This window comes from Mycobacterium sp. RTGN5, from assembly GCF_033804465.1.
Lineage (GTDB): Bacteria > Actinomycetota > Actinomycetes > Mycobacteriales > Mycobacteriaceae > Mycobacterium.
The window spans coordinates 2352901-2372543 of the sequence record NZ_JAPZLA010000001.1 but is presented as its reverse complement, the minus strand read 5'-3'; the positions used below and the strand labels follow the sequence as shown (position 1 = coordinate 2372543).

The 19643-nt window shown below is 67.6% G+C and carries 23 protein-coding genes; 6 read left to right on the top strand and 17 right to left on the bottom strand.

The annotated features are described in order from the left end of the window. Positions 1–94: 94 nt before the first annotated feature. Genes dapF through SLQ31_RS11550 form a run of 4 tightly spaced genes read right to left on the bottom strand, consistent with a single transcriptional unit; the run spans position 95 to position 3546 of the window. The gene (gene dapF, locus SLQ31_RS11565) at positions 95–964 is read right to left on the bottom strand and encodes a diaminopimelate epimerase (protein WP_319432389.1); all 870 of its coding nucleotides are present in this window, start codon (positions 962–964) and stop codon (positions 95–97) included. Positions 965–968: 4 nt separating this feature from the next. Next, positions 969–1883, bottom strand: a complete 915-nt coding sequence (miaA, locus tag SLQ31_RS11560) for a tRNA (adenosine(37)-N6)-dimethylallyltransferase MiaA (RefSeq protein ID WP_319432387.1) — start codon at positions 1881–1883, stop codon at positions 969–971. Next, positions 1880–2602, bottom strand: a complete 723-nt coding sequence (locus SLQ31_RS11555) for a hypothetical protein (protein WP_319432385.1) — start codon at positions 2600–2602, stop codon at positions 1880–1882. Before SLQ31_RS11555 ends, miaA begins: the two co-directional genes overlap by 4 nt. Positions 2603–2622: 20 nt before the next feature. Beyond that, on the bottom strand, positions 2623–3546 hold the full coding sequence (locus SLQ31_RS11550) for a DMT family transporter (RefSeq protein ID WP_319432383.1): 924 nt from the start codon (positions 3544–3546) through the stop codon (positions 2623–2625). A 220-nt stretch (positions 3547–3766) separates the two neighbouring features. On the opposite strand from SLQ31_RS11550, the gene SLQ31_RS11545 reads away from it, so the two are divergent. Further along, a complete protein-coding gene (locus tag SLQ31_RS11545) occupies positions 3767–5086 on the top strand; it encodes a DUF349 domain-containing protein (protein WP_319432381.1) in 1320 nt (439 codons plus the stop codon). Here the strand turns inward: SLQ31_RS11545 and SLQ31_RS11540 are convergent. Beyond that, entirely contained in the window at positions 5083–5727 is a 645-nt protein-coding gene (locus SLQ31_RS11540) for a hypothetical protein (protein WP_413641773.1), read from the bottom strand. The two genes, SLQ31_RS11545 and SLQ31_RS11540, sit on opposite strands and share 4 nt — an antisense overlap. Further along, the gene (miaB, locus tag SLQ31_RS11535; RefSeq protein WP_319432378.1) at positions 5715–7241 is read right to left on the bottom strand and encodes a tRNA (N6-isopentenyl adenosine(37)-C2)-methylthiotransferase MiaB; all 1527 of its coding nucleotides are present in this window, start codon (positions 7239–7241) and stop codon (positions 5715–5717) included. The genes SLQ31_RS11540 and miaB overlap by 13 nt, the downstream gene beginning before the upstream one ends. Before the next feature lie 117 nt (positions 7242–7358). Between miaB and SLQ31_RS11530 the strand changes: the two genes are divergently transcribed. Genes SLQ31_RS11530 through SLQ31_RS11515 form a run of 4 tightly spaced genes read left to right on the top strand, consistent with a single transcriptional unit; the run spans position 7359 to position 10501 of the window. Then, a complete protein-coding gene (locus tag SLQ31_RS11530; RefSeq protein ID WP_319433056.1) occupies positions 7359–8087 on the top strand; it encodes an amino acid ABC transporter ATP-binding protein in 729 nt (242 codons plus the stop codon). Positions 8088–8108: 21 nt separating this feature from the next. After that, on the top strand, positions 8109–8948 hold the full coding sequence (locus SLQ31_RS11525) for a glutamate ABC transporter substrate-binding protein (RefSeq protein WP_319432376.1): 840 nt from the start codon (positions 8109–8111) through the stop codon (positions 8946–8948). A 12-nt stretch (positions 8949–8960) separates the two neighbouring features. Further along, a complete protein-coding gene (locus SLQ31_RS11520) occupies positions 8961–9641 on the top strand; it encodes an amino acid ABC transporter permease (RefSeq protein ID WP_319432374.1) in 681 nt (226 codons plus the stop codon). Next, positions 9638–10501, top strand: a complete 864-nt coding sequence (locus SLQ31_RS11515) for an amino acid ABC transporter permease (RefSeq protein WP_319432372.1) — start codon at positions 9638–9640, stop codon at positions 10499–10501. The genes SLQ31_RS11520 and SLQ31_RS11515 overlap by 4 nt, the downstream gene beginning before the upstream one ends. Here SLQ31_RS11515 and SLQ31_RS11510 read toward each other — a convergent pair. The 6 genes from SLQ31_RS11510 to SLQ31_RS11485 all read right to left on the bottom strand — a co-directional run bounded on the left by SLQ31_RS11510 (position 10498) and on the right by SLQ31_RS11485 (position 15853). Further along, positions 10498–11838 carry an HNH endonuclease signature motif containing protein gene (locus tag SLQ31_RS11510; RefSeq protein WP_319432370.1) on the bottom strand — a complete coding sequence of 447 codons (1341 nt, stop codon included), beginning with the start codon at positions 11836–11838 and terminating at the stop codon, positions 10498–10500. The genes SLQ31_RS11515 and SLQ31_RS11510 overlap by 4 nt on opposite strands. A 100-nt stretch (positions 11839–11938) precedes the next feature. Further along, positions 11939–12769 (bottom strand): TIGR03560 family F420-dependent LLM class oxidoreductase, encoded by an 831-nt coding sequence (locus tag SLQ31_RS11505; protein ID WP_319432369.1) that lies wholly within the window; start codon positions 12767–12769, stop codon positions 11939–11941. Positions 12770–12788: 19 nt separating this feature from the next. After that, positions 12789–13319, bottom strand: coding sequence for a recombination regulator RecX (gene recX, locus SLQ31_RS11500; protein WP_319432367.1), 531 nt, complete (start codon positions 13317–13319; stop codon positions 12789–12791). Next, complete coding sequence (gene recA / locus SLQ31_RS11495; RefSeq protein WP_319432365.1) at positions 13276–14328, bottom strand: recombinase RecA; 1053 nt, start codon at positions 14326–14328, stop codon at positions 13276–13278. The genes recX and recA overlap by 44 nt, the downstream gene beginning before the upstream one ends. A 148-nt stretch (positions 14329–14476) precedes the next feature. Then, positions 14477–14671 (bottom strand): DUF3046 domain-containing protein, encoded by a 195-nt coding sequence (locus SLQ31_RS11490; protein WP_319432363.1) that lies wholly within the window; start codon positions 14669–14671, stop codon positions 14477–14479. Between the two features lie 9 nt (positions 14672–14680). Continuing rightward, positions 14681–15853 (bottom strand): glycosyltransferase, encoded by a 1173-nt coding sequence (locus tag SLQ31_RS11485; protein WP_319432362.1) that lies wholly within the window; start codon positions 15851–15853, stop codon positions 14681–14683. Between the two features lie 42 nt (positions 15854–15895). Here SLQ31_RS11485 and SLQ31_RS11480 point away from each other — a divergent pair, with 42 nt between their 5' ends. Next, entirely contained in the window at positions 15896–16339 is a 444-nt protein-coding gene (locus SLQ31_RS11480) for a limonene-1,2-epoxide hydrolase family protein (protein ID WP_319432360.1), read from the top strand. Between the two features lie 27 nt (positions 16340–16366). On the opposite strand, the gene pspM is transcribed toward SLQ31_RS11480, so the two are convergent. The 5 genes from pspM to pgsA all read right to left on the bottom strand — a co-directional run bounded on the left by pspM (position 16367) and on the right by pgsA (position 19641). Beyond that, the gene (pspM, locus tag SLQ31_RS11475; protein WP_319432358.1) at positions 16367–17197 is read right to left on the bottom strand and encodes a phage shock envelope stress response protein PspM; all 831 of its coding nucleotides are present in this window, start codon (positions 17195–17197) and stop codon (positions 16367–16369) included. Positions 17198–17212: 15 nt separating this feature from the next. After that, complete coding sequence (gene pspA, locus SLQ31_RS11470) at positions 17213–18022, bottom strand: phage shock protein PspA (RefSeq protein WP_319432356.1); 810 nt, start codon at positions 18020–18022, stop codon at positions 17213–17215. Positions 18023–18161: 139 nt separating this feature from the next. Next, positions 18162–18497, bottom strand: a complete 336-nt coding sequence (gene clgR, locus SLQ31_RS11465; protein WP_319432354.1) for a transcriptional regulator ClgR — start codon at positions 18495–18497, stop codon at positions 18162–18164. A gap of 72 nt (positions 18498–18569) precedes the next feature. Beyond that, complete coding sequence (locus SLQ31_RS11460; RefSeq protein ID WP_319432352.1) at positions 18570–19058, bottom strand: CinA family protein; 489 nt, start codon at positions 19056–19058, stop codon at positions 18570–18572. Next, positions 19036–19641: a CDP-diacylglycerol--glycerol-3-phosphate 3-phosphatidyltransferase gene (gene pgsA, locus SLQ31_RS11455; RefSeq protein WP_319432351.1), complete on the bottom strand. Its 606-nt coding sequence runs from the start codon at positions 19639–19641 to the stop codon at positions 19036–19038. The genes SLQ31_RS11460 and pgsA overlap by 23 nt, the downstream gene beginning before the upstream one ends. Between the last annotated feature and the right edge of the window lie 2 nt (positions 19642–19643).

The window sequence follows — 19643 nt, the reverse complement described above, 5'->3', positions numbered from 1 at the left end:
GTTGTCATCGATGGTGTCACGCCCGTCCAACGTCGCGCATCCGAATAACGTGCCGTCAGTTCCAAGAACGAGCCGTCAGACCAATAAACCGCCGTCAGCTCTGTGCCGCCCACCACGTGTCGGCCACCTCGCCATGCGCCACCAGGCACGACGGTCCGCGCAGCGAGCTGCTGGTGTGGCTGACTTCGACGGTGACCTCCCCGCCGGGGACGCGCACCCGCAGGGTGCCGGTCGTCATGTTGAGGTGTGCCAGGGCGGCGACCGCGGCGGCCACCGTCCCGGTGCCGCATGACCGGGTCTCGCCGACACCGCGTTCGTGCACCCGCATGCTGACCGCGCCGTCACGGGCGATGGTCAGGACCTCGACGTTGACGCCGTCGGGGAACTGCCCGCGGTCGAACTGCACCGGCGCGGCCACGTCGAGGGCGGCCAGCGCCGCCTCGGACAGACCGGGATCCAGGCAGGCCAGGTGCGGGTTGCCGACGTCGACGCCGACCCCGCTGAAGTGCCGGCCACCGACGGTCGCGGTGCCGGTTCCGAGCAGGTTGACCTTGCCCATGTCGACGGTGACCTCGGCGTCGAGCGAGTCGGCGTGGTGCACGATGACCGGTCGCGGCCCGGCCAGCGAGCCGACCACGAACTCGTCACGCGGCTCCAGGCCGCTGGCCCGCAGGTAGTGCGCGAACACCCGCACGCCGTTGCCGCACATCTGGGCGATCGAGCCGTCGGCGTTGCGATAGTCCATGTACCAGTCACCGGCGTCGACGCCCTCGGGCAGCCGGTCCAGCACGCCCGCGGCGACGACCGCGCCTGCGGTGGTGACTCGCAGGACGCCATCGGCGCCCAGGCCCTGGCGCCGGTCGCAGAGCGCCGTCACCGCGGCGGGTGCCAGCTCAAGCTGTGCGTCCAGGTCGGGCAGCAGCACAAAGTCGTTCTCCGTGCCGTGCCCCTTGGTGAAGATCACCTGATCAGGATACGTGCCGCCACCGGGCGATCACCTCGTCGGCGAGACCGGCGGCCGCGCCGTCGAGCCAGTGGATGCGATGGTCACGGCGAAACCACGACCGCTGCCGTCGCACATAGCGGCGGGTCCCGATGAACGTGAGCTCCCGGGCCTGCGCCAGCTGCTCATCGGTGCCACCGGCGTCCAGCGCGTCGATCACCTGTGCGTAGCCGAGTGCGCGGGCGGCCGTCACGCCCTGGCGGAGCCCGCAGTCCAGCAGCCTGCGCACCTCGTCGACCAGACCGGTGTCGAACATCGCGTCGGTGCGCTGCGCCAGACGTTCATCGAGAACGCTTGTCGGCCAGTCCAATCCGATGATCAGCGTGTCCCAGCGGGGTGCCCCGATGCGGGGTGCCGACGCGGCGAACGGCTGGCCGGTCAGCTCGACCACCTCCAGCGCCCGCACGATCCGCCGGCCGTCGGTGGCCAGGATCGCGGCCGCGGCGGCCGGGTCGCGGCGGCCCAGCTCGGCGTGCAACGCGGCGACGCCGATCTCGGCGAGTTGCGCTTCCCACCGGGCGCGCACCTCGGGGTCGGTGGCCGGGAAGGCCCATTCGTCGAGCAGCGACTGGATGTAGAGCATCGAGCCGCCCACGATGACCGGCGGCACACCGCGGGCCGCGATGGCCTCGACGTCGGCGCCTGCGGCCTCCTGGTAGCGCGCGACGGTCGCAGTCTGGGCGACGTCGAGCACGTCGAGCTGGTGGTGCGGGATGCCGCCGCGTTCGGCGACGGTGAGCTTCGCGGTGCCGATGTCCATCCCGCGGTACTGCTGCATGGCATCGGCGTTCACGATCTCGCCGCCCAAGCGCTCGGCGACGTCCAGAGCCAGCTGGGACTTGCCGGTGCCGGTCGGCCCGATCACCGCTACAGGTCTCACTCGGTCAATTCCCGGGTCGCTTCGCTCCTGCCCTCCGGAGCCCAGACGCCGACGAAGTACCCCACCCCGTACGGCGCGCCCCGCACCAGCTCCTTGGCCTCCCGCAGCCCGGGTTCGGTCAGCCCGGCCAGCACCTGATAGCCGACCCGCCCGACGATGCCCCGGGGCAGCCGAGTCAGGGCGGCGGCATCGCCGCGGGCCAGCGCGTCGTCGAGCGCCCCCTGGACCGGCTCGGCGTCCGGGTCGTATCCGCCGGGCGCGGACGGTGTCAGCGTGTTGGCACCGTCGGCCACCACGAGCACCCCGACCGGATCGGTGGCGGCGTCGATCTCGGCGCGCAGGGCCCGGCCCAATGCGACCGCGGTGTCGGCGTCGTGATCGGCGCGGTACACCCGGACCTGCGCGCGGGCCGACGGGTTGATCTGCCCGCGCAGCCAGCCGGTGAACAGCGCGCACAACGGCAGCGCACTCACCGCGGGGCCCGCGTCCGGTGACAGCGTGACGGGGACGTCCACGCCGTAGCCGGCGAACGTTCCCCTGGCATCGGGGCCGATGACCTGATCGTCCGGGCCGACGCCGACGGCGATCCACCGATCCGGCAGCTCGGCGGCGGCCGCCAGTGCCGCGGCGCGGAATTCGGCCACCTCGGCCGCCGCGGCGCCGGCCAGTTCGGGCACCAGGACGGGCGCCGATGGCGTCAGGGCGATCGCGGACAACACGCCACACACGGTAGTGGCCGTCAGCCGGGGACTTTCTCAGCGGCGGGCGCGTCTGTCGACGTGACCTCGCCACGCGCCAGCGCCGCCGTCGCGACCACCATGGCCGCCACCGCGACGATCAGCACGAACCAGCCGGCGTCGCCGGGCCGCAATGTCTCGCCGAGTACGAAGATGCCAAGGACCGAGCCGACGATCGGTTCGGCGACTGTCATCGTCGGCAACGAGGCCGCCATCGAGCCCGCCCGGAACGACGACTGTTGCCACATGGTGGCGGCGACCGCCACCAACGCCCACGCGTACAGCTCCGGGCTGACCAGCACCGCCTCGATACCGTGCTCGAATCGGCCGACGACGCCCTTGGTGAGGACCGCGAACAACCCCCACAGCGAGCCGGAGACCAGCGCCAGCAGCACCGCAGCGACGGGCTTACCCCGGCCATTTCCCGGGTCGCTTCGCTCCTGCCCTCCGCCCCACACGCGGGCCCCGATCACGCAGAGCGCCCACGCCGGGCCCATGATCGCGGCCACCCAGATCCACAATTCCAGGCCGGCGCGGGAATGCCCCTCGGTGGGGTTGCCGACGGTCACGATCACCGCCACCGACGCGGCCAGCAGCACTGCCCACAGCCACTGGGAGCGGCTGACCCGCCGGTGCGCGAAGTAGGCGCTCAACGGCAGCGCGAACAGCAGCGAGGTGACCAGCAGGGCCTGGACCAGCAGTACGGACCCGAAACCGAGCGCGGCGGCCTGGAATCCGAACCCCAAACCACCGACCAGACTGCCCACCCACCAGGTCTTGTCGCGCAGCAGTCGGGTGAACAACTCGATCGGGCTCAGCTGTTCGTCGGTGACTTCATGCGTCGAGCGCTGCTGAATCACATCACCGATCGCGATGAAGAACGCGGCGCACAACGCAAGCAGGACTGCGATATCCGCCTTTGCCATGACCGATCTCCTCCGCCCTCAAAGCCGCCAGCCTGCCCGGCGATCACCGCGGTCCGCAACCTCAGACCTGCCAACCCGGGCGCATATGTGGCATCGACCTGGTTCAATACCAACGAGGACGGCCACCCGCAATCGCAGGGGGCGTCAGTCATGCACCAGTGGCGCCGCGTTGCGCGGCAGATGCGCGGGATCACCGCGCGGAGGGCAGGGAGGCGAGTCCATGACCATCGACGAACCCAACGCCGGCGGACCCCCGAGGCCGGGACCGCGTCCGGGACCACGGCCGGTACCCAAAGCCCACCCTCCCACTGCCCCACTGTCGGTGCCGCCGTCCAGTGACCCGCACCGGTTCGGCCGGGTCGACGACGACGGCACGGTATGGCTGATCACCTCGACCGGCGAGCGCTCCATCGGCTCCTGGCAGGCCGGCGACACCGAGGCCGCGTTCGCCCACTTCGGCCGGCGCTTCGAGGATCTGGCCACCGAGATCACGCTGATGGAAACCCGGCTGGCCTCGGGCACCGGCGATGCCCGCAAGATCAAGGCGGCGGCGGCCGCACTGGCCGAAACCCTGCCGACCGCAAGCGTTCTCGGTGATCTCGACGCCCTGACCCACCGGCTCGCTGCGATCCGCGACCATGCCGAAGAAACCGCCGCCGCCGACCGCGCGCGCCGCGACGAGCACCGCGCCGAGCAGACCGCCCGCAAAGAGGCGCTGGCCGTGGAGGCCGAGGAACTGGCCAACACCTCGACGCAGTGGAAGGCCGCCGGCGATCGGCTGCGCACGATCCTCGACGAGTGGCGCACCGTCACCGGCCTGGACCGCAAGACCGACGACGCGCTGTGGAAGCGGTATTCGGCGGCCCGCGAAACGTTCAACCGTCGGCGCGGCTCGCACTTCGCCGATCTGGACCGGGAACGCGCCGGGGCCCGGCAGGCCAAGGAAGAACTCTGCGTGCGCGCCGAGGCGCTCTCCGGATCCACCGACTGGTCGACGACCGCGACGGCGTTTCGCGATCTGCTGACCGAGTGGAAGGCGGCCGGGCGGGCGGCCAAGGACGTCGACGACACCCTGTGGCATCGGTTCAAGGCCGCGCAGGACACGTTCTTCGCCGCGCGCAATGCGGTGAACGCCGAGCGCGACGGTGAGTTCCAGGCCAACGCCACCGCCAAGGAGGCGTTGCTGGCCGAGGCCGAGAGACTCGACACGTCCAACGTCGACTCGGCCCGCTCGGCGTTGCGGCACCTCACCGACAAGTGGGACGCGATCGGCAAGGTGCCCCGGGAACGCTCCGCCGACCTGGAGCGCCGGTTGCGCGCGGTGGAGAAGAAGGTGCGCGACGCTGCCGACGCCGGCCGGATCGATCCGGAGGCCAGGGCCCGCGCCGAGCAGTTCCAGGCCCGCGTCGAACAATACGAACGACAGGCGGAGAAGGCGACCGCGGCGGGCCGCACCAAGGATGCCGAAGCGGCCAGGGCCAATGCCGAGCAGTGGCGGCAATGGGCCGACGCGGCGGTCGAGTCGCTGGGTAAGCGCTAGCTGGGACCCGGCACGGGCGGCGGTTGCTTGCCCTCGCGGCGGTCCACATCCTCTAGCAGGGTGCGCGACTGACTCTTGGCGGACGCGTTACGCCGCTGCTCCTCGGCGGCCAGCTGCACGGCGGTGCGGGTCCACACCACGCGCGCCCAGTGGAAAGTCAGCAGGATCACCGCGAACCAGCCCAGCAGCAGTCCGAGGCCCGGACCGGGATGACCGTGCGCGGCGGTCTGGCGCGACCAGATGGCCAGCAGCCCGATCGCGCTGGACAGGGCCGAACCGGCCAGCGCGAACCAGGCCAGCACCCAGCGCCGGGTCAACAGCGCCAGCATCGAGAAGCCGACACCGAACACCAGGGCCAGCCAGACAAAAATTCGGGACGGCAGTGCGATACCGACGCTGATCGCCTTGCTGTCCCCGATCAGCACATCGAGTCCGCGCGCACCGCCGGTGTGCGGCAGGATCAGCGACACCATCAGGACGAATACCAGGATGGCCACGACCATGGCACGAGCGCCAGGCTGAATCTCGCCGGCCACCTTGCGTTCGGCGGCCTCGATATCAGATCGGTAGGCCTCACTTCCATCGTCGTGTGGGCGATCATCTTGTGGGCGATCGTCTTCTGGGCGACTCATCGCGAACATCCCGTCGATTCTTCGATGCGGGGCTGCCCCACCGGGGGCAACCCCAACCCGATCGTGCGGGGCCGCGTGCCTGCGGCGTGGGCGTCGCCTGCCCGGGTGCGACGGTGGCTGAACAGCGGGGCGTCGGCGATCAGGTGGTGCGGGGCCGCGCCGGTCACCGTCGTGGTGACGATGTCACCGGGCCGCGGCTCGGTCTCGCCGGGCGTGAAGTGGACCAGGCGGCCGTCGCGGGCGCGCCCGCTCATCCGGGCGGTGCTGGCGTCCTTGCGACCCTCTCCGGTGGCCACCAGAAGCTCGACCTGCGTGCCGATCTGGGCGGTGTTCTCCTCGAAGGAGATCTGCTCCTGCAGCTCGATCAGGCGTTGATAACGTTCCTGCACAACAGCTTTGGACAGTTGGCCGTCGAGCTCCGCGGCGGGGGTGCCGGGACGCTTCGAGTACTGGAAGGTGAACGCGGTCGAGAAGCGGGCCTGTCGCACCACGTCGAGGGTGGCCGCGAAGTCGTCTTCGGTCTCGCCGGGAAAACCGACGATGATGTCGGTAGTGATCGCCGCGTCCGGCATCGCCGATCGCACCCGCTCGATGATGCCGAGGTATTTGTCAGCGCGATAGGACCGTCGCATCGCCCGCAGCATGCGGTCGGATCCGGATTGCAGCGGCATATGCAGGGCCGGGCAGACATTCGCGGTCTGCGCCATGGCTTCGATGACGTCGTCGGTGAATTCGGCCGGGTGCGGCGAGGTGAACCGGACCCGCTCCAGTCCATCGATGCGCCCGCAGTCGCGCAGCAGTGCGGCGAACGCGCCGCGATCACGCAGGGTGTCCGCGTCTTGGAACGAGACGCCGTAGGCGTTGACATTCTGGCCGAGCAGGGTGATCTCCAGGACGCCCTGGTCGACCAGCGACTGCACCTCGGCGAGGATATCGCCGGGGCGGCGGTCGACCTCTTTGCCGCGCAGCGACGGCACGATGCAGAACGTACAGGTGTTGTTGCAGCCCACCGAGATGGAAACCCATGCCGCGTAAGCGGATTCGCGGGCCGCCGGCAGCGTGGATGGGAATTCCCGCAGGGACTCTTCGATTTCGACCTGAGCCTGCTGGTTGTGCCGCGCGCGTTCGAGCAGTGCCGGCAGCGAGCCCATGTTGTGGGTGCCGAAGACGACGTCGACCCACGGCGCCTTCTTCAGCAGGCCGTCGCGATCCTTCTGCGCCAGGCAGCCGCCGACCGCGATCTGCATATTCGGGTCGGCCTGCTTGCGCGGCGCCAGGTGGCTGATGTTGCCGTACAGCTTGTTGTCAGCGTTTTCGCGCACGGCGCAGGTGTTGAACACCACCACGTCGGCATCGGCGCCCTCGAGCGCGCGCTGATAGCCGGCGGCCTCGAGCAGTCCGGCCAACCGCTCGGAGTCGTGCACGTTCATCTGACAGCCGTAGGTGCGGACCTGGTAGGTGCGCCCAGCCCCCGAGCTGGGCACTTCGCCCGTCGGGTGGTCGTTGGTCAGCACCGATGTCACACGCTCATCGTACGGAGCGGTTGGCGTGGTGGAGAAATCGCGGATCGGCCAACGCTCGGCAATCTGGGGGTTACCTGGGTAGGGTCTGAACGTATGGGACGCAGCGGCGACGAGCCGATGATCTCGGTTAAGGGCGTCAACAAGCACTTCGGCGAGCTACACGTGCTCAAGGACATCGACCTCGAGGTCGACCGCGGCCAGGTGGTCGTAGTGCTGGGCCCGTCGGGTTCGGGCAAATCGACGTTGTGCCGCACCATCAACCGGCTTGAGACCGTCGATTCCGGCACCATCACCATCGACGGTGAGCAATTGCCTTCGGAGGGGCGCAAACTCGCGCAACTGCGCGCCGACGTGGGCATGGTCTTCCAGTCGTTCAACCTTTTTGCGCACAAGACGATCCTGGAAAACGTTGCTCTGGGACCGGTCAAGGTGCGCAAGGTCGGCAAGGACAAGGCGCGCGAGAACGCGTTGGCGTTGCTGGAACGCGTCGGGGTGGCCAATCAGGCCGACAAGTACCCCACACAGCTGTCCGGCGGTCAGCAGCAGCGGGTCGCGATCGCCCGCTCGCTGGCGATGAACCCGAAAGTGATGCTGTTCGACGAGCCGACCAGCGCGCTGGACCCGGAGATGATCAACGAGGTGCTGGCGGTGATGACCTCGCTGGCAACCGAAGGCATGACGATGGTGGTGGTGACCCACGAGATGGGCTTCGCCCGTAAAGCCGCCAACCGGGTGGTGTTCATGGCCGATGGCGCGATCGTCGAAGACGCCGTGCCAGGAGAGTTCTTCGACAATCCGCGTTCCGAGCGCGCCAAAGACTTTCTCGGCAAGATCCTCAACCACTAGGGCGAAAGGAACACCCGAACCATGCCTTTACCTTCCTGTCTTTCCCGCTCCCGTCTTTCCTGGCGGGTCGTCGGTGCCGCTGTGCTCGCTGCCGCGTTGCCGTTCACCGCGACCGGGTGCGGTGGTGGTGGCAGCAGCGGCGACAAGCTGGTGATCGGGACCAAGTTCGACCAGCCCGGTCTGGCGTTGAAGAAACCCGACGGAACGATGAGCGGTTTCGACGTGGATGTGGCCAAGTACGTCGCCAAGGAACTCGGTTACCCCGAGGACAAGATCGAATGGAAAGAATCGCCGTCCGGGCAGCGCGAGACCCTGATCCAGAACGACCAGGTGAAGTACATCGTCGCGACGTACTCGATCACCGATGCCCGCAAGGAGAAGGTCAGCTTCGCCGGACCGTATCTGGTGACCGGCCAGAGCCTGCTGGTGCGGGCCGATAACTCCGACATCACCGGTGCGGAATCGCTGCAGAACAACAAGAAGCTGTGTTCGGTCAGTGGATCCACGCCGGCGCAGCGGATCAAGGACAAGTACCCCGGTGTCCAGCTGCAGCAGTACGACACCTACTCGGCCTGCGTGGAAGCGCTCAAGAACGGTGCGGTCGACGCGGTGACCACCGATGAGGTGATCCTGGCCGGGTACGCCGCGCAGTCCCCCGGCGCATTCAAGATCGTCGGCCAGCCGTTCTCCGAGGAGCGCTACGGCATCGGGCTGAAGAAGGGTGACACGGCGACGTGCACCAAGATCACTGATGCGCTGAAGAAGATGGAAGCCGACGGGTCCTGGAAGGCCGCGTTCGACAAGAACCTCGGCCCCGCCGGCATCGCGACCCCGGCGCCGCCCGGACTCGACGGCTGCTGAGGCCATACCGACGTGGAGCTCTTCAGCGAGTTTCGCGGCCAGATCTTCGAGGCGTTCTGGACGACGATTCAACTCACGGTGTTCTCCGCGATCGGAGCGCTGATACTCGGCACGGCGCTGGCCGCGATGCGGCTGGCGCCGGTGCCGATGCTCAATTGGCTTGGCACGGCGTATGTCAACGTGGTGCGCAATACCCCACTGACGCTGATCATCTTGTTCTGCTCGTTCGGGTTGGCGCAGACACTGGGTATCACGCTGGTGGACCCGAAGTCCGCATCGTCCATTGAGGACAGTAACTTTCGGCTGGCGGTGCTCGGGTTGACGGTTTACACGGCGTCATTCGTCTGCGAGACGGTGCGCTCCGGAGTGAACACCGTGCCGCTGGGTCAAGTCGAGGCGGCCCGCTCGCTGGGTTTCACGTTCAGCCAGAACCTGCGAATGATCCTGTTGCCACAAGCGTTTCGGTCGGTGCTCATCCCGCTCGGCTCGGTGCTGATCGCGTTGACCAAGAACACGACGATCGCCTCGGCGATCGGGGTGGCCGAGGCGGCGCTGCTGATGAAGGAGATGACCGAGAACACCGCGGCGCTGGTGACGGTGGGCACGATCTTCGCGCTGGGCTTCGTGATACTGACTCTGCCGTTGGGCCTGTTATTCGGGTGGCTGGGTAAGCGGCTGGCGGTGGCCAGGTGAGTACAGCGTCAGTTCTGTTCGATGCGCCAGGGCCTCGGGCCCGGGTCCGCAACCGTGTCATCAGCGGCATCACCATTGTCGTTGCCGCACTGGTGATCTGGGCGGTGGTCGCCAAGTTGGCCAGCAAGGGGCAGCTGACCGAAGCCAAATGGCACCCGTTCGTGACCGGCAACCTGTGGACGACCTACGTGCTGCCGGGCGTCGAGGGCACCTTGACGGCCGCGGCGCTGTCGATCGTGCTCGCTCTGGTCCTTGGGTTCCTGCTCGGGGTCGGACGGCTGTCGCACAACGGCTTCATCCGTTGGCCGTCGGCGGTGATCGTGGAGTTCTTCCGCTCCGTGCCCGTGCTGATCATGATGATCTTCGCGTACTTCCTGTTCGCGCTGTACGACACCTTCCCGTCGAAGTATCTGGCGCTGGCCGGCGTGGTGACGGGCCTGACGCTCTACAACGGCGCGGTGATCGCCGAGATCGTCCGCGCCGGTGTCAATTCACTGCCCAGGGGCCAGGGCGAAGCGGCGTCCGCGCTGGGCCTGCGCTCGGGGCAGACGATGCGGTCAATCCTGTTGCCGCAGGCCATTACCTCGATGCTGCCGGTGCTGGTGTCGCAGTTGGTGGTCGTGCTTAAGGACACCGCGATCGGCTACCAGATCACCTTCGTCGAGATGGTCCGCCAGGGCACGGTCGTCGGATCGTCCTACGGCAATTACGTTCCCGCGCTGATCGTGATCGCCGTGTTGATGATCAGCGTGAACTTCGCGCTGTCGGTGGCGGCCACAAAGCTGGAGAAACGGCTGCGCCGCTCCAAACGCACTCCTGCCCCGATGCACGCGCAGGCCGCACTGGAGCCCGGCGACTAGGCCGCGTCGTCGTCTTTGGGGAGCAGTCGTTCGGGGTGGTGGTAGTCGTTGATGCCGCCTTTGAGCATGGGGAGTCCTGGTGGTGGGATCCATTGGGTTTGGCAGTTGGGAAGTATTTGGGTGTCCCAGCCGCCGGTTTCGACGAGTTGGTTGTCGGGCGGGCAGGCCAGGGTGAGGTCGTTGATGTCGGTGTTGCCGCCGTTTTTCCAGTCTTTTGCGGCGTGGTGGACAACGGAGTGGTAGCCGGGGGCGTCGCAGCCGGGTCGGGTGCAGCCACGGTCCTTGGCGTGCAGGATGATTCGTTGGTCGGCAGAAGCGATGCGTTTGGTGCGCCCGAGCCACAACGCTCTGCCGGTGACTCCGTCGAACAGGGCGAGGTAGTGGTAGGCGTGGGCGCTCACCCGGATCACGTCTGAGATCGGGACCACGGCGCCGCTGGCGGTGATGCCGTAGCCGGTTTTGTTTTGGATGTCTTGCAGGGTGGCGGTCACGATCACCGTGACGGGTAAGCCGTTGTGTTGTCCGAATTTCGGGTCCCCGAGTTGTCCGCGCACCAGGGCTTTGAGGGCGTCATGCTGACGTTGGCCATGACTGCGCGCATCCCGCTCGACGATCTCATCGGAGGGGTTGACGGTGGGGTTGTCGTCGGCTGGGTTGCACGTGCCGGGGGCGGCGAATTTGGCCATCCAGGCGTCGAGCTCTGAGCGCAGCTCGGGGTCGGCGATCAATTTCCCGACGCTCATGCCGTCGACCTGTTGGCCGCCACACCATACGAATCCGCGCTTGCGGGCGCGGTCTTCATCGGAGAACGTCCCGTCGGGATTGAGATGCAGCGCCAACCGGTAGGCGACCTTCGCCAACTGATCCGGACGCAGATTCACCGCATGCCCCGCCAACGATTTCTCGGCCTTCTCGACCTCCACCGCCGGCACGTGGTCGGGCAGGTCGTGGAAGAACTTCTGGATCACCCGCAGGTGCTCACCATCGAGCTGCCCGGCGTGCCACGCCTGAGATGTTTCCGGCAACAGCGGTGGCAACGGTTCCCCGGTCAACGTGGTCCGCGGCGCTAACTGCTCAGCGTTGCGGATCCGACGCTTGGCCTCCGGCGGACTGACCCGCAACACATCAGCCAATGCAATCCCGACCGGCGGGCACCCCTCGAACTGCTCCAACCGGGCCACCCCGGCATGTGAGATCGCCGTCAGGCGCCGCTGCTGGGTCTCGATCAACTCCAAGACCGCGAACCGTTCGGGCGGATCGAGGGTGTCAAAGTCCAGAGCGGCCAAAGTGTCGACCGCAGCGGTAAGCGCCTCACGCACCGCACCGATCGAACACATGTTCTAATACTATGCCGACTCGCCGACAAAAAACTGACCCAGCGATCAATCTGTGGATGAACCCGAGACTGTGGAAAAGCCTGCGCGCCTTCGGGTTCACCTACTTCCAGCGCAGCGCCGCGCACTGCGCGAGCAGCTCAACCGACGGCGGCTGATAAAAGCTCAAAACCGCGTGCTTGCAACCTAATTCGGCGAACTGCGGCAACAAATCCAGCTGGGCTGCGACCTGCTCGGGCTGGAGCGGATACAGGAAGAGCTGAACGGAGCGGCGGATCTCGGCCGGATCGCGGCCGACCTCGGCACAGGCTTCGTCGAGCCGGGCGCTGACCTTGCTCCAGTGCTCCGGACCCTCGTGATTGGGCATGTTCCATTCGTCGGCATGGCGTGCGATGACGCGCAGCATCTTGGGTTGTGTACCACCGACGACGATCGGCGGGTGCGGGCGCTGCACCGGCTTGGGTTCACACAGTGCGTCGTGCAGCGTGTAGAACTTGCCTTCGAAGGTGACGGACTCCTCGGTCCAGAGCCGGCGGATGACGGTGAGCGCCTCGTCGAGCATCGCGACTCGTGTTCCGGGGCTGGGGAATTCGAGCCCGTAACCACGATGCTCGGCCTCGTGCCAGCCGGCGCCGATGCCGAAGTCGAGCCGTCCGCCGCTGATGTGGTCCACCGTCACGGCCATCTTCGCCAGGATCGCCGGATTGCGATAGGTCACGCCGGTGACCATGCAGCCGATCCGGGCCTGCCGGATCACGACGCCCATCGCGGCGAGAGTCGTCCACCCCTCATGGGTCGGTGTGGTGTTCTCGACGAGGCCGTAGAAGTGGTCGTAGTTCCAGATCGCTTCGAAACCGAGTTCGTCAGCGGCGCGCCAGAACTGTTCGAGCTCGGGATAGTCGAACGTGGGCGCGAGCTTGGCCGAAATTCGCATGGTCGAAGCTTAGCGACGACTAGACCCGCCGGCGTTCCCGTTCGGCCGCCAACCCCTCGTTGACCACGGCTACGGCCATGCTCTGGTTGTAACCGCGCCGGGCCAGCATGCCGACCAGCCTGCGCATCACCTTGGTGTCATCGGCGTCGGCCAGCGCCTCGCGGCGCAGCTTCTGCTCCACCAATTGCTCGGCCCGCAGCCGTTCGGCGCCTGCGTCGATGCCGTCGAGGGCCGCAGCGATCAGCTCGTCGTCGACACCCTTGGTCCGTAGCTCAGCGGCCAAGGCGCGCTTGCCTTTTCCAGCCCTACCCCGCCGCGACCGAACCCATTGCTCGGCAAAGTCCGCATCGTCGATCAGGCCGACAGCGGCCAGCCGATTCAGTACCGTCGCGGCGACCTCGTCGGGAAATCCTCGCTTGGCCATCTGTCCGGCCAGTTCAGATCGAGTCCGCGACCGCGCGGTGAGCAGGCGCAGGCACAACGCGTGCGCCTGCTCTTCGCGGGTCTCAGAAGTCGACTGGGGTGGGCAGGACGTCGTCGATGAGTTCATCGGTTACCACCGCGCCGATACCGAGCTTCTCCTTGATCTTCTTCTCGACCTCGTTGCCGATGTCGGGGTTCTCGATCAGGAAGTTGCGGGCGTTCTCCTTGCCCTGCCCGAGCTGCTCACCCTCGTAGGTGAACCACGATCCGGACTTGCGGATGAAGCCATGGTCGACGCCCATGTCGATGAGCGAGCCCTCACGGCTGATCCCCTTGCCGTAGAGGATATCGAACTCGGCCTGCTTGAACGGCGGGGCCATCTTGTTCTTGACGACCTTGCAGCGGGTGCGGTTGCCGACCGCGTCGGTGCCGTCCTTGAGCGTCTCGATGCGACGCACATCCAGCCGGATGGAGGAGTAGAACTTCAACGCCTTACCGCCCGTGGTGGTTTCGGGCGAGCCGAACATCACGCCGATCTTTTCACGCAGCTGGTTGATGAAGATCGCGGTGGTGTTCGAGTTACTCAGGGCGCCGGTGATCTTGCGCAACGCCTGGCTCATCAGCCGGGCCTGCAGGCCCACGTGGCTGTCGCCCATCTCGCCCTCGATCTCGGCGCGCGGCACCAGGGCTGCCACCGAGTCGATGACCAGGATGTCCAGTGCGCCGGAGCGGATCAGCATGTCGGCGATCTCGAGCGCCTGTTCACCGGTGTCGGGCTGGCTGACCAGCAGTGCGTCGGTGTCGACACCGAGCTTCTTGGCGTAGTCGGGGTCCAGTGCGTGCTCGGCGTCGATGAAGGCCGCGATACCGCCGGCAGCCTGGGCATTGGCCACCGCGTGCAGCGCGACGGTGGTCTTACCCGAGGACTCCGGGCCGTAGATCTCGACAATGCGGCCGCGCGGCAGGCCACCGATGCCCAGCGCCACGTCCAGGGCGATGGATCCGGTCGGGATAACCGAGATCGGTTGGCGTATCTCGTCACCGAGACGCATTACCGAACCTTTGCCGTGACTCTTCTCGATCTGTGCGAGCGCGAGTTCGAGGGCTTTCTCGCGGTCGAGGGCTTGTGGCGCCATGAGGTCTCCGTATCTCTTCCGGTATTCGGTTGACCGGTGTTGGTCAGTTGGCCGTGACGCTAGAGGAGGCCTCTGACAAGACGGTCGAACATTGACCACGATAGCGAACATGTGTTCGATGGCAAGCAAGGCGCGCCGCGCGTGTCGACTACCAGCGATCGCGCGGTACGTCGAAGTCCGCGCACAGCGCCCGCCATACATCGCGGGGGTCCACACCGTCCTCGATGGCCTGCACGGAGGTGCGTCCACCCAGCTGGGTCAGCACGTGATCGACCAGCAGTGAGCCCCCGCGAACCCGGCCGAACTGCGCATCGACCAGTTCCCGGAATTCCGTCAGCCGCACGACACCAACTTACCCAGCCGCCTGCGTCGCCTCATGGCACACCTGTACCGGATCGGTGACCTGCCCGATACTCTCTCCGGCGCGGCGGGCCGCGTCCCGATACCCCGGCGACGACAGCACGGCACCCACCTCAGCCACCAGCGCCTCGGCGGTCAGCGGTCGGATCAGGCGTGCACTACCTTGCCGCACAACACGATTCGCCAACTCCCATTGGTCACCACCGCCCGGGGTCACCACCAGCGGCACACCGGCGAGCAGGGCCTTGGCCAGCATGCCGTGCCCACCGCCGCAGATCACCAGGTCGGCATGAACCAGCAGCTCGTCCTGGCGGCCGAGACCGACACTCGCCCATGGCGGAACCTCCAGGTCGTGGCCACCAAGGCGAGAGATCACCACCCGCGAGCCCGCGGGCAGGGTGCGGCCCGGGATCAGGTGCGCCAACACCAGCTCGGCCACGCCGGCGGCTCCGATCGTGGCGGTCGACGGCGCCACCACGATCACCGGGCCCTCGCCCGGCGGGATCGGCAGCACCGCGGCCGTCGGCTCGAAGTGCAGTGGCCCGACGACGACGGCTTCAGCGGGCCAGTCCGGGCGCGGCACCTCCAGCGCGGGCAGGGTGGCGATCAGCCGGCGTGCCGGTCCCGGTTCGTTGGCGGGCAATCCGATCTCGACCCGCGCCGCCGAGCGCTGCCGCTGCCCTTCCTTCACCGACCGAGCGGTCATGGCCCGCAGGATCGAGTCCCGCAGCCGGCCCCGGATACCGGTGCCGGGGGCCAGCCCGCTGCCCAGCGGCGGCAGGCCCCGCGACGGCAGATACAACGGCTGCGGATTCAGCTCGACCCACGGAATGCCCAGCAGTTCGGCCGCCATCCCGCCGCAGACGGTGATCACGTCGGAAACGATCAGATCGGGTGCCAGCTCGCGCAGTATCGGCGCGTTGATCACGGCCATCCGGGCCGCGCGCTGGTGGATCTTCTCGCCCGCGTCGGTGTCGTCGTCGGCGTCGGTCGCGTCGAGCCCGGCGAGTTCGACGGACTCGATGCCGGCCGCCCGCGCGATGTCCAGCCTTTCGGTGCCCGTCAGCAGGACGGGATCGTCCCCGGCGGCAGCCAGGCGCAGGCACAACGCGATCGCGGGAAACGCATGGCCCGGATCGGGACCGGCCACCACCGCGACGCGCACGGGCCTACCCTGCCACAGCGGTTCGCGCCTAGGCTGGCGAGCATGACCGAGCAGACCACCAACGTGAGCTCCGACATCGACAACGCGCACACCGTCGAGGTCTTCCTCGCCGCACTCCAAGACCAAGACCTGGCCACCGCTGACGCCCAGCTGGACGACAACCTGGTCTACGAGAACGTCGGCTACCCCACCATTCGCGGCCGCGCGCGGGCCATCAAGATGTTCCGCAAACTGCAGCGGCCCAGCTTCGGCTTCGAGGCCAAGATCCACCGGATCGCGGTCAACGGGCCGGTGGTGCTGACCGAACGGACCGACGTCCTGGCGGTCGGCCCGGTGCGGCTGCAGTTCTGGGTGTGCGGTGTCTTCGAGGTGCACAACGGCCGAATCACTCTGTGGCGGGACTACTTCGACACGATGGACATGATCAAGGGAACTGTCCGCGGCCTCATCGGCGCCGTCGTGCCTGCCCTTCGTCCCACGCTTTAGCGTCCCACGCTTTAGGGCCTCGACGCTCTAGGCCCTGCGGAGCTGACCCAGCTCGTCAAAGGCCTGCGCCCAGCCCATCAGCCGGTCGGTCGCGCCGGTCAGCTCATTGCGATAACGCTGCTGGGACATCGGCGAACTCGACATCGAGCCGGCATTGGCCGCTGACACCAGTTGCGCTGCGGCGGTGACCATTTCGTTGTACTGGCGCACACCGGCGTTGAGCTGAGCGGTGAACGCGTTGATCGTCGGCGCCAGATACGACTGCGAATGCGGCGTCTCGGTCGCGGCACGTTCCATCGAGACCACCTCAGCCGCGGTCGCCGCCATGGTCGCCGCAGTGCGGTCCGCGGCCTGGGTCAGCTCGCGAATCTCCTCCGGCGGCAGCATGTTCCCGCGCGTCATCACGCCCAGCAGTGAATGAAACCCCCGCTCGGAAGCCCCCAGCGCCGACATCGACGGGCGGGCAACCGAACCGTGCGGGGGCAGCCGTCGGCCGCTGACCTGACGCTGCGGTGGCAGCGGCTCGCCCCGAAGCCAGCGGTAGCGCAACAAGAACAGCGTCGCGGGCACTGCGGCACCCGCGGCGATCACACCCGTGATGATCAGCCCCCATACCGGTGTGCTCCAGGTCGCGAGCAGCCCGGTGACCGCCACCCAGAACACCGTCGCGAAACCGAAGAACAGGCCCAGCCGCAACGCCCAGCGCCGCTTGCGCAGCAGCCGGGCGCGCGGATCGGCAGCAGCACTGAGCTTTTGGGCCGCCACGTCGGCGTACTCGCTGACGGTGTCGATACCGCGCCGCATGGCCGAACGCCATTGGCGCGATACGAAACCCGGTTTGTCCGGTGTCACCGCCATCGAAGTGTTCGCCTCCTACTGTCCGAGCGGCTGCTCGGGCTCGGGTGTGCTGGCAGAAGTGGCTGGGGTGGCCGGGGCGGCGGCGCCACCGGCCGGCAGTGCGTCCCCGCGCATCGACGCACGGATCTGCTCGAGCCGGGAGTGTCCGGCCATCTGGACACTGGCCTGCTGGACTTCGAGCATCCGGCCCTGCACCGAGTTCTGGGCCAGCTCCGCTGAACCGATCGCGTTGGCGTAACGGCGCTCGATCTTGTCGCGCACCTCGTCGAGGCTGGGGGTGTTGCCGGGGGCGGCGAGCTCGCTCATCGACCGCAGCGACGCGCTGACCTGCTCCTGCATCTTTGCCTGCTCGAGCTGGCTGAGCAGCTTGGTGCGCTCGGCGATCTTGGTCTGCAGCATCATGGCGTTCTGTTCGACGGCCTTCTTGGCCTGACCCGCGGCCTGCAGGGCCTGATCGTGCAGGCCCTTGAGATCCTCGACACTCTGCTCGCCGGTGACCAGCTGCGCGGCGAATGCCTCGGCGGCGTTGTTGTACTCGGTGGCCTTGGCGCCATCACCGGCAGCGGTGGCCTGATCGGCGAGTGTGAGCGCCTGGCGGACATTGACCTGCAGCTTCTCGATATCGGCGAGCTGACGGTTCAGGCGCATCTCGAGCTGGCGCTGGTTTCCGATCACCTGGGCGGCCTGCTGGGTCAGCGCCTGATGCTGACGCTGAGCTTCTTCGATCGCCTGCTGGATCTGGATCTTCGGGTCGGCATATTCGTCGACCTTGGAGTTGAAAAGCGCCATCAGGTACTTCCACGCCTTGGTGAACGGATTCGCCATCAGTTGCCCGCCTTCATATCGAGTGCCGCAGTTAGGTCGCAGTTAGGTCGCGCTGCCCAATTTATCGGTTCCCGACGCCCGGCCACACCCCTGTGCGCATGTGGGCACGCCTCAACCCGGTCCTGACCAGGTCCAGGGGTCAGGCGACTGCCATTGCGACGGGCTGCGGGATGACCACCTTGGTGGCAACGTCGATCACGTTGTCGCCAGCCGGCACGGCCGTCAACCGGGCGATACGCTCCCGGTCGGCCATCTTTTCCCCGGCATCGGTCAGTACCCGCGACAGCGGATACTCGAGTGCGGTGCAGATCGCGCTGAGCAATTCGCTGGAGGCTTCCTTGCGGCCGCGCTCCACCTCGGACAGATAGCCGAGGCTGACACGGGCCGAATCGGACACCTCGCGAAGGGTGCGTCCCTGCGAAGTCCGGGCGTCGCGAAGTACGTCGCCGATCACCTCACGCAGCAGTACGGCCATCGAGCTGTCCTCTCCCAGAGTTGCACTGACTACTGCAACGCCGCGAAGAACCGATTTGGTTCCCAGGAAGCCTCAAGTTCGCGCGACCAGGCCGGACAACTGGCCGATCGCCTGGTGCACCGCCGCCAGCCGGATGTCCCAGCGGGATCCGTCCAGCCGCAGTTCAGCGACCTCCGTCGGCCCGGGACCGGCCAGCCCCAGGTAGACCGTGCCGACCGGATGGCCGCCGTGCGGTTCCGGGCCCGCCACCCCGGTCAGGCCGACGCCCCAGGTGGCCGCACAGCGGTCCCGTGCCCCTTCTGCCAGCGCTGCGGCCGTCGGCGCGGCAACCGGGCCCACCTCGTCGAGCAGCGCACGCGGCACCCCGGCCAACGCGATCTTGGTCTCGACGGTGTAGGTGATCAGCCCGCCGACCAGCACGGCGCTGGCGCCGGGCACCCCGGCCAGGGTGGCCGCCAGCAGCCCGGCGGTCAGCGATTCCGCGGTGGCGACGGTCTGATCGCGTGCGGTCAGCAGTGCGACCAGCGCGCGGGCGGCGTCATCGACCAGCGGATCGCTCACGGGAGTCCCTGATCGCCGACACCACGTAGTCGATGCCGGTGAGCACCGTGAGCACGATCGCGGCCCACATGGTCACCCACGCCACGGTCAGCCAGGCTGACGGCCAGTTGTGCAACGGCAGCACGAACAGGCCTATCGCGACGGCCTGCACCAGCGTCTTGACCTTGCCGCCGCGGCTGGCGGGGATCACCCCGCGCCGCAGCACCGCCAACCGCAGCACCGTGATGCCCAGCTCGCGAATCAAGATCACCACCGTCACCCACCACGGCAGGTCCCCGAGCATCGAGAGCCCGATCAGCGCCGCCCCGATGAGCATCTTGTCGGCGATCGGGTCGGCGAGCTTGCCGAATTCGGTGACCATTCCGTAGGTGCGCGCCAGCGCACCATCGAATCGATCGGTGATGACCGCGACCGTGAAAATCGCGAAAGCGGTTAGCCGGTAGGCGGATTCGTGACCGTCACCGGCGAAGAGAGCCAACAGGAAGATCGGGACAAGGACCAGCCGGATTCCCGTCAGCAGGTTGGCAACATTGGCCACCGGCACACGCGGGACGACTGGAGGAGTTTGGGGTTGTCCCGACACCG

Bases quoted from the DNA above. Each gene is read 5' to 3' on its own strand.
- SLQ31_RS11525 (WP_319432376.1), top strand. From the start codon at position 8,109: ATGCCTTTACCTTCCTGTCTTTCCCGCTCCCGTCTTTCCTGGCGGGTC.
- SLQ31_RS11540 (WP_413641773.1), bottom strand. From the start codon at position 5,727: ATGTTCGCGATGAGTCGCCCAGAAGACGATCGCCCACAAGATGATCGC.
- SLQ31_RS11480 (WP_319432360.1), top strand. From the start codon at position 15,896: ATGACCGAGCAGACCACCAACGTGAGCTCCGACATCGACAACGCGCAC.
- SLQ31_RS11545 (WP_319432381.1), top strand. From the start codon at position 3,767: ATGACCATCGACGAACCCAACGCCGGCGGACCCCCGAGGCCGGGACCG.
- pspM (WP_319432358.1), bottom strand. From the start codon at position 17,197: ATGGCGGTGACACCGGACAAACCGGGTTTCGTATCGCGCCAATGGCGT.
- clgR (WP_319432354.1), bottom strand. From the start codon at position 18,497: ATGGCCGTACTGCTGCGTGAGGTGATCGGCGACGTACTTCGCGACGCC.
- SLQ31_RS11505 (WP_319432369.1), bottom strand. From the start codon at position 12,769: ATGCGAATTTCGGCCAAGCTCGCGCCCACGTTCGACTATCCCGAGCTC.
- SLQ31_RS11530 (WP_319433056.1), top strand. From the start codon at position 7,359: ATGATCTCGGTTAAGGGCGTCAACAAGCACTTCGGCGAGCTACACGTG.
- recA (WP_319432365.1), bottom strand. From the start codon at position 14,328: ATGGCGCCACAAGCCCTCGACCGCGAGAAAGCCCTCGAACTCGCGCTC.
- recX (WP_319432367.1), bottom strand. From the start codon at position 13,319: ATGAACTCATCGACGACGTCCTGCCCACCCCAGTCGACTTCTGAGACC.
- pspA (WP_319432356.1), bottom strand. From the start codon at position 18,022: ATGGCGAATCCGTTCACCAAGGCGTGGAAGTACCTGATGGCGCTTTTC.
- SLQ31_RS11550 (WP_319432383.1), bottom strand. From the start codon at position 3,546: ATGGCAAAGGCGGATATCGCAGTCCTGCTTGCGTTGTGCGCCGCGTTC.
- SLQ31_RS11510 (WP_319432370.1), bottom strand. From the start codon at position 11,838: ATGTGTTCGATCGGTGCGGTGCGTGAGGCGCTTACCGCTGCGGTCGAC.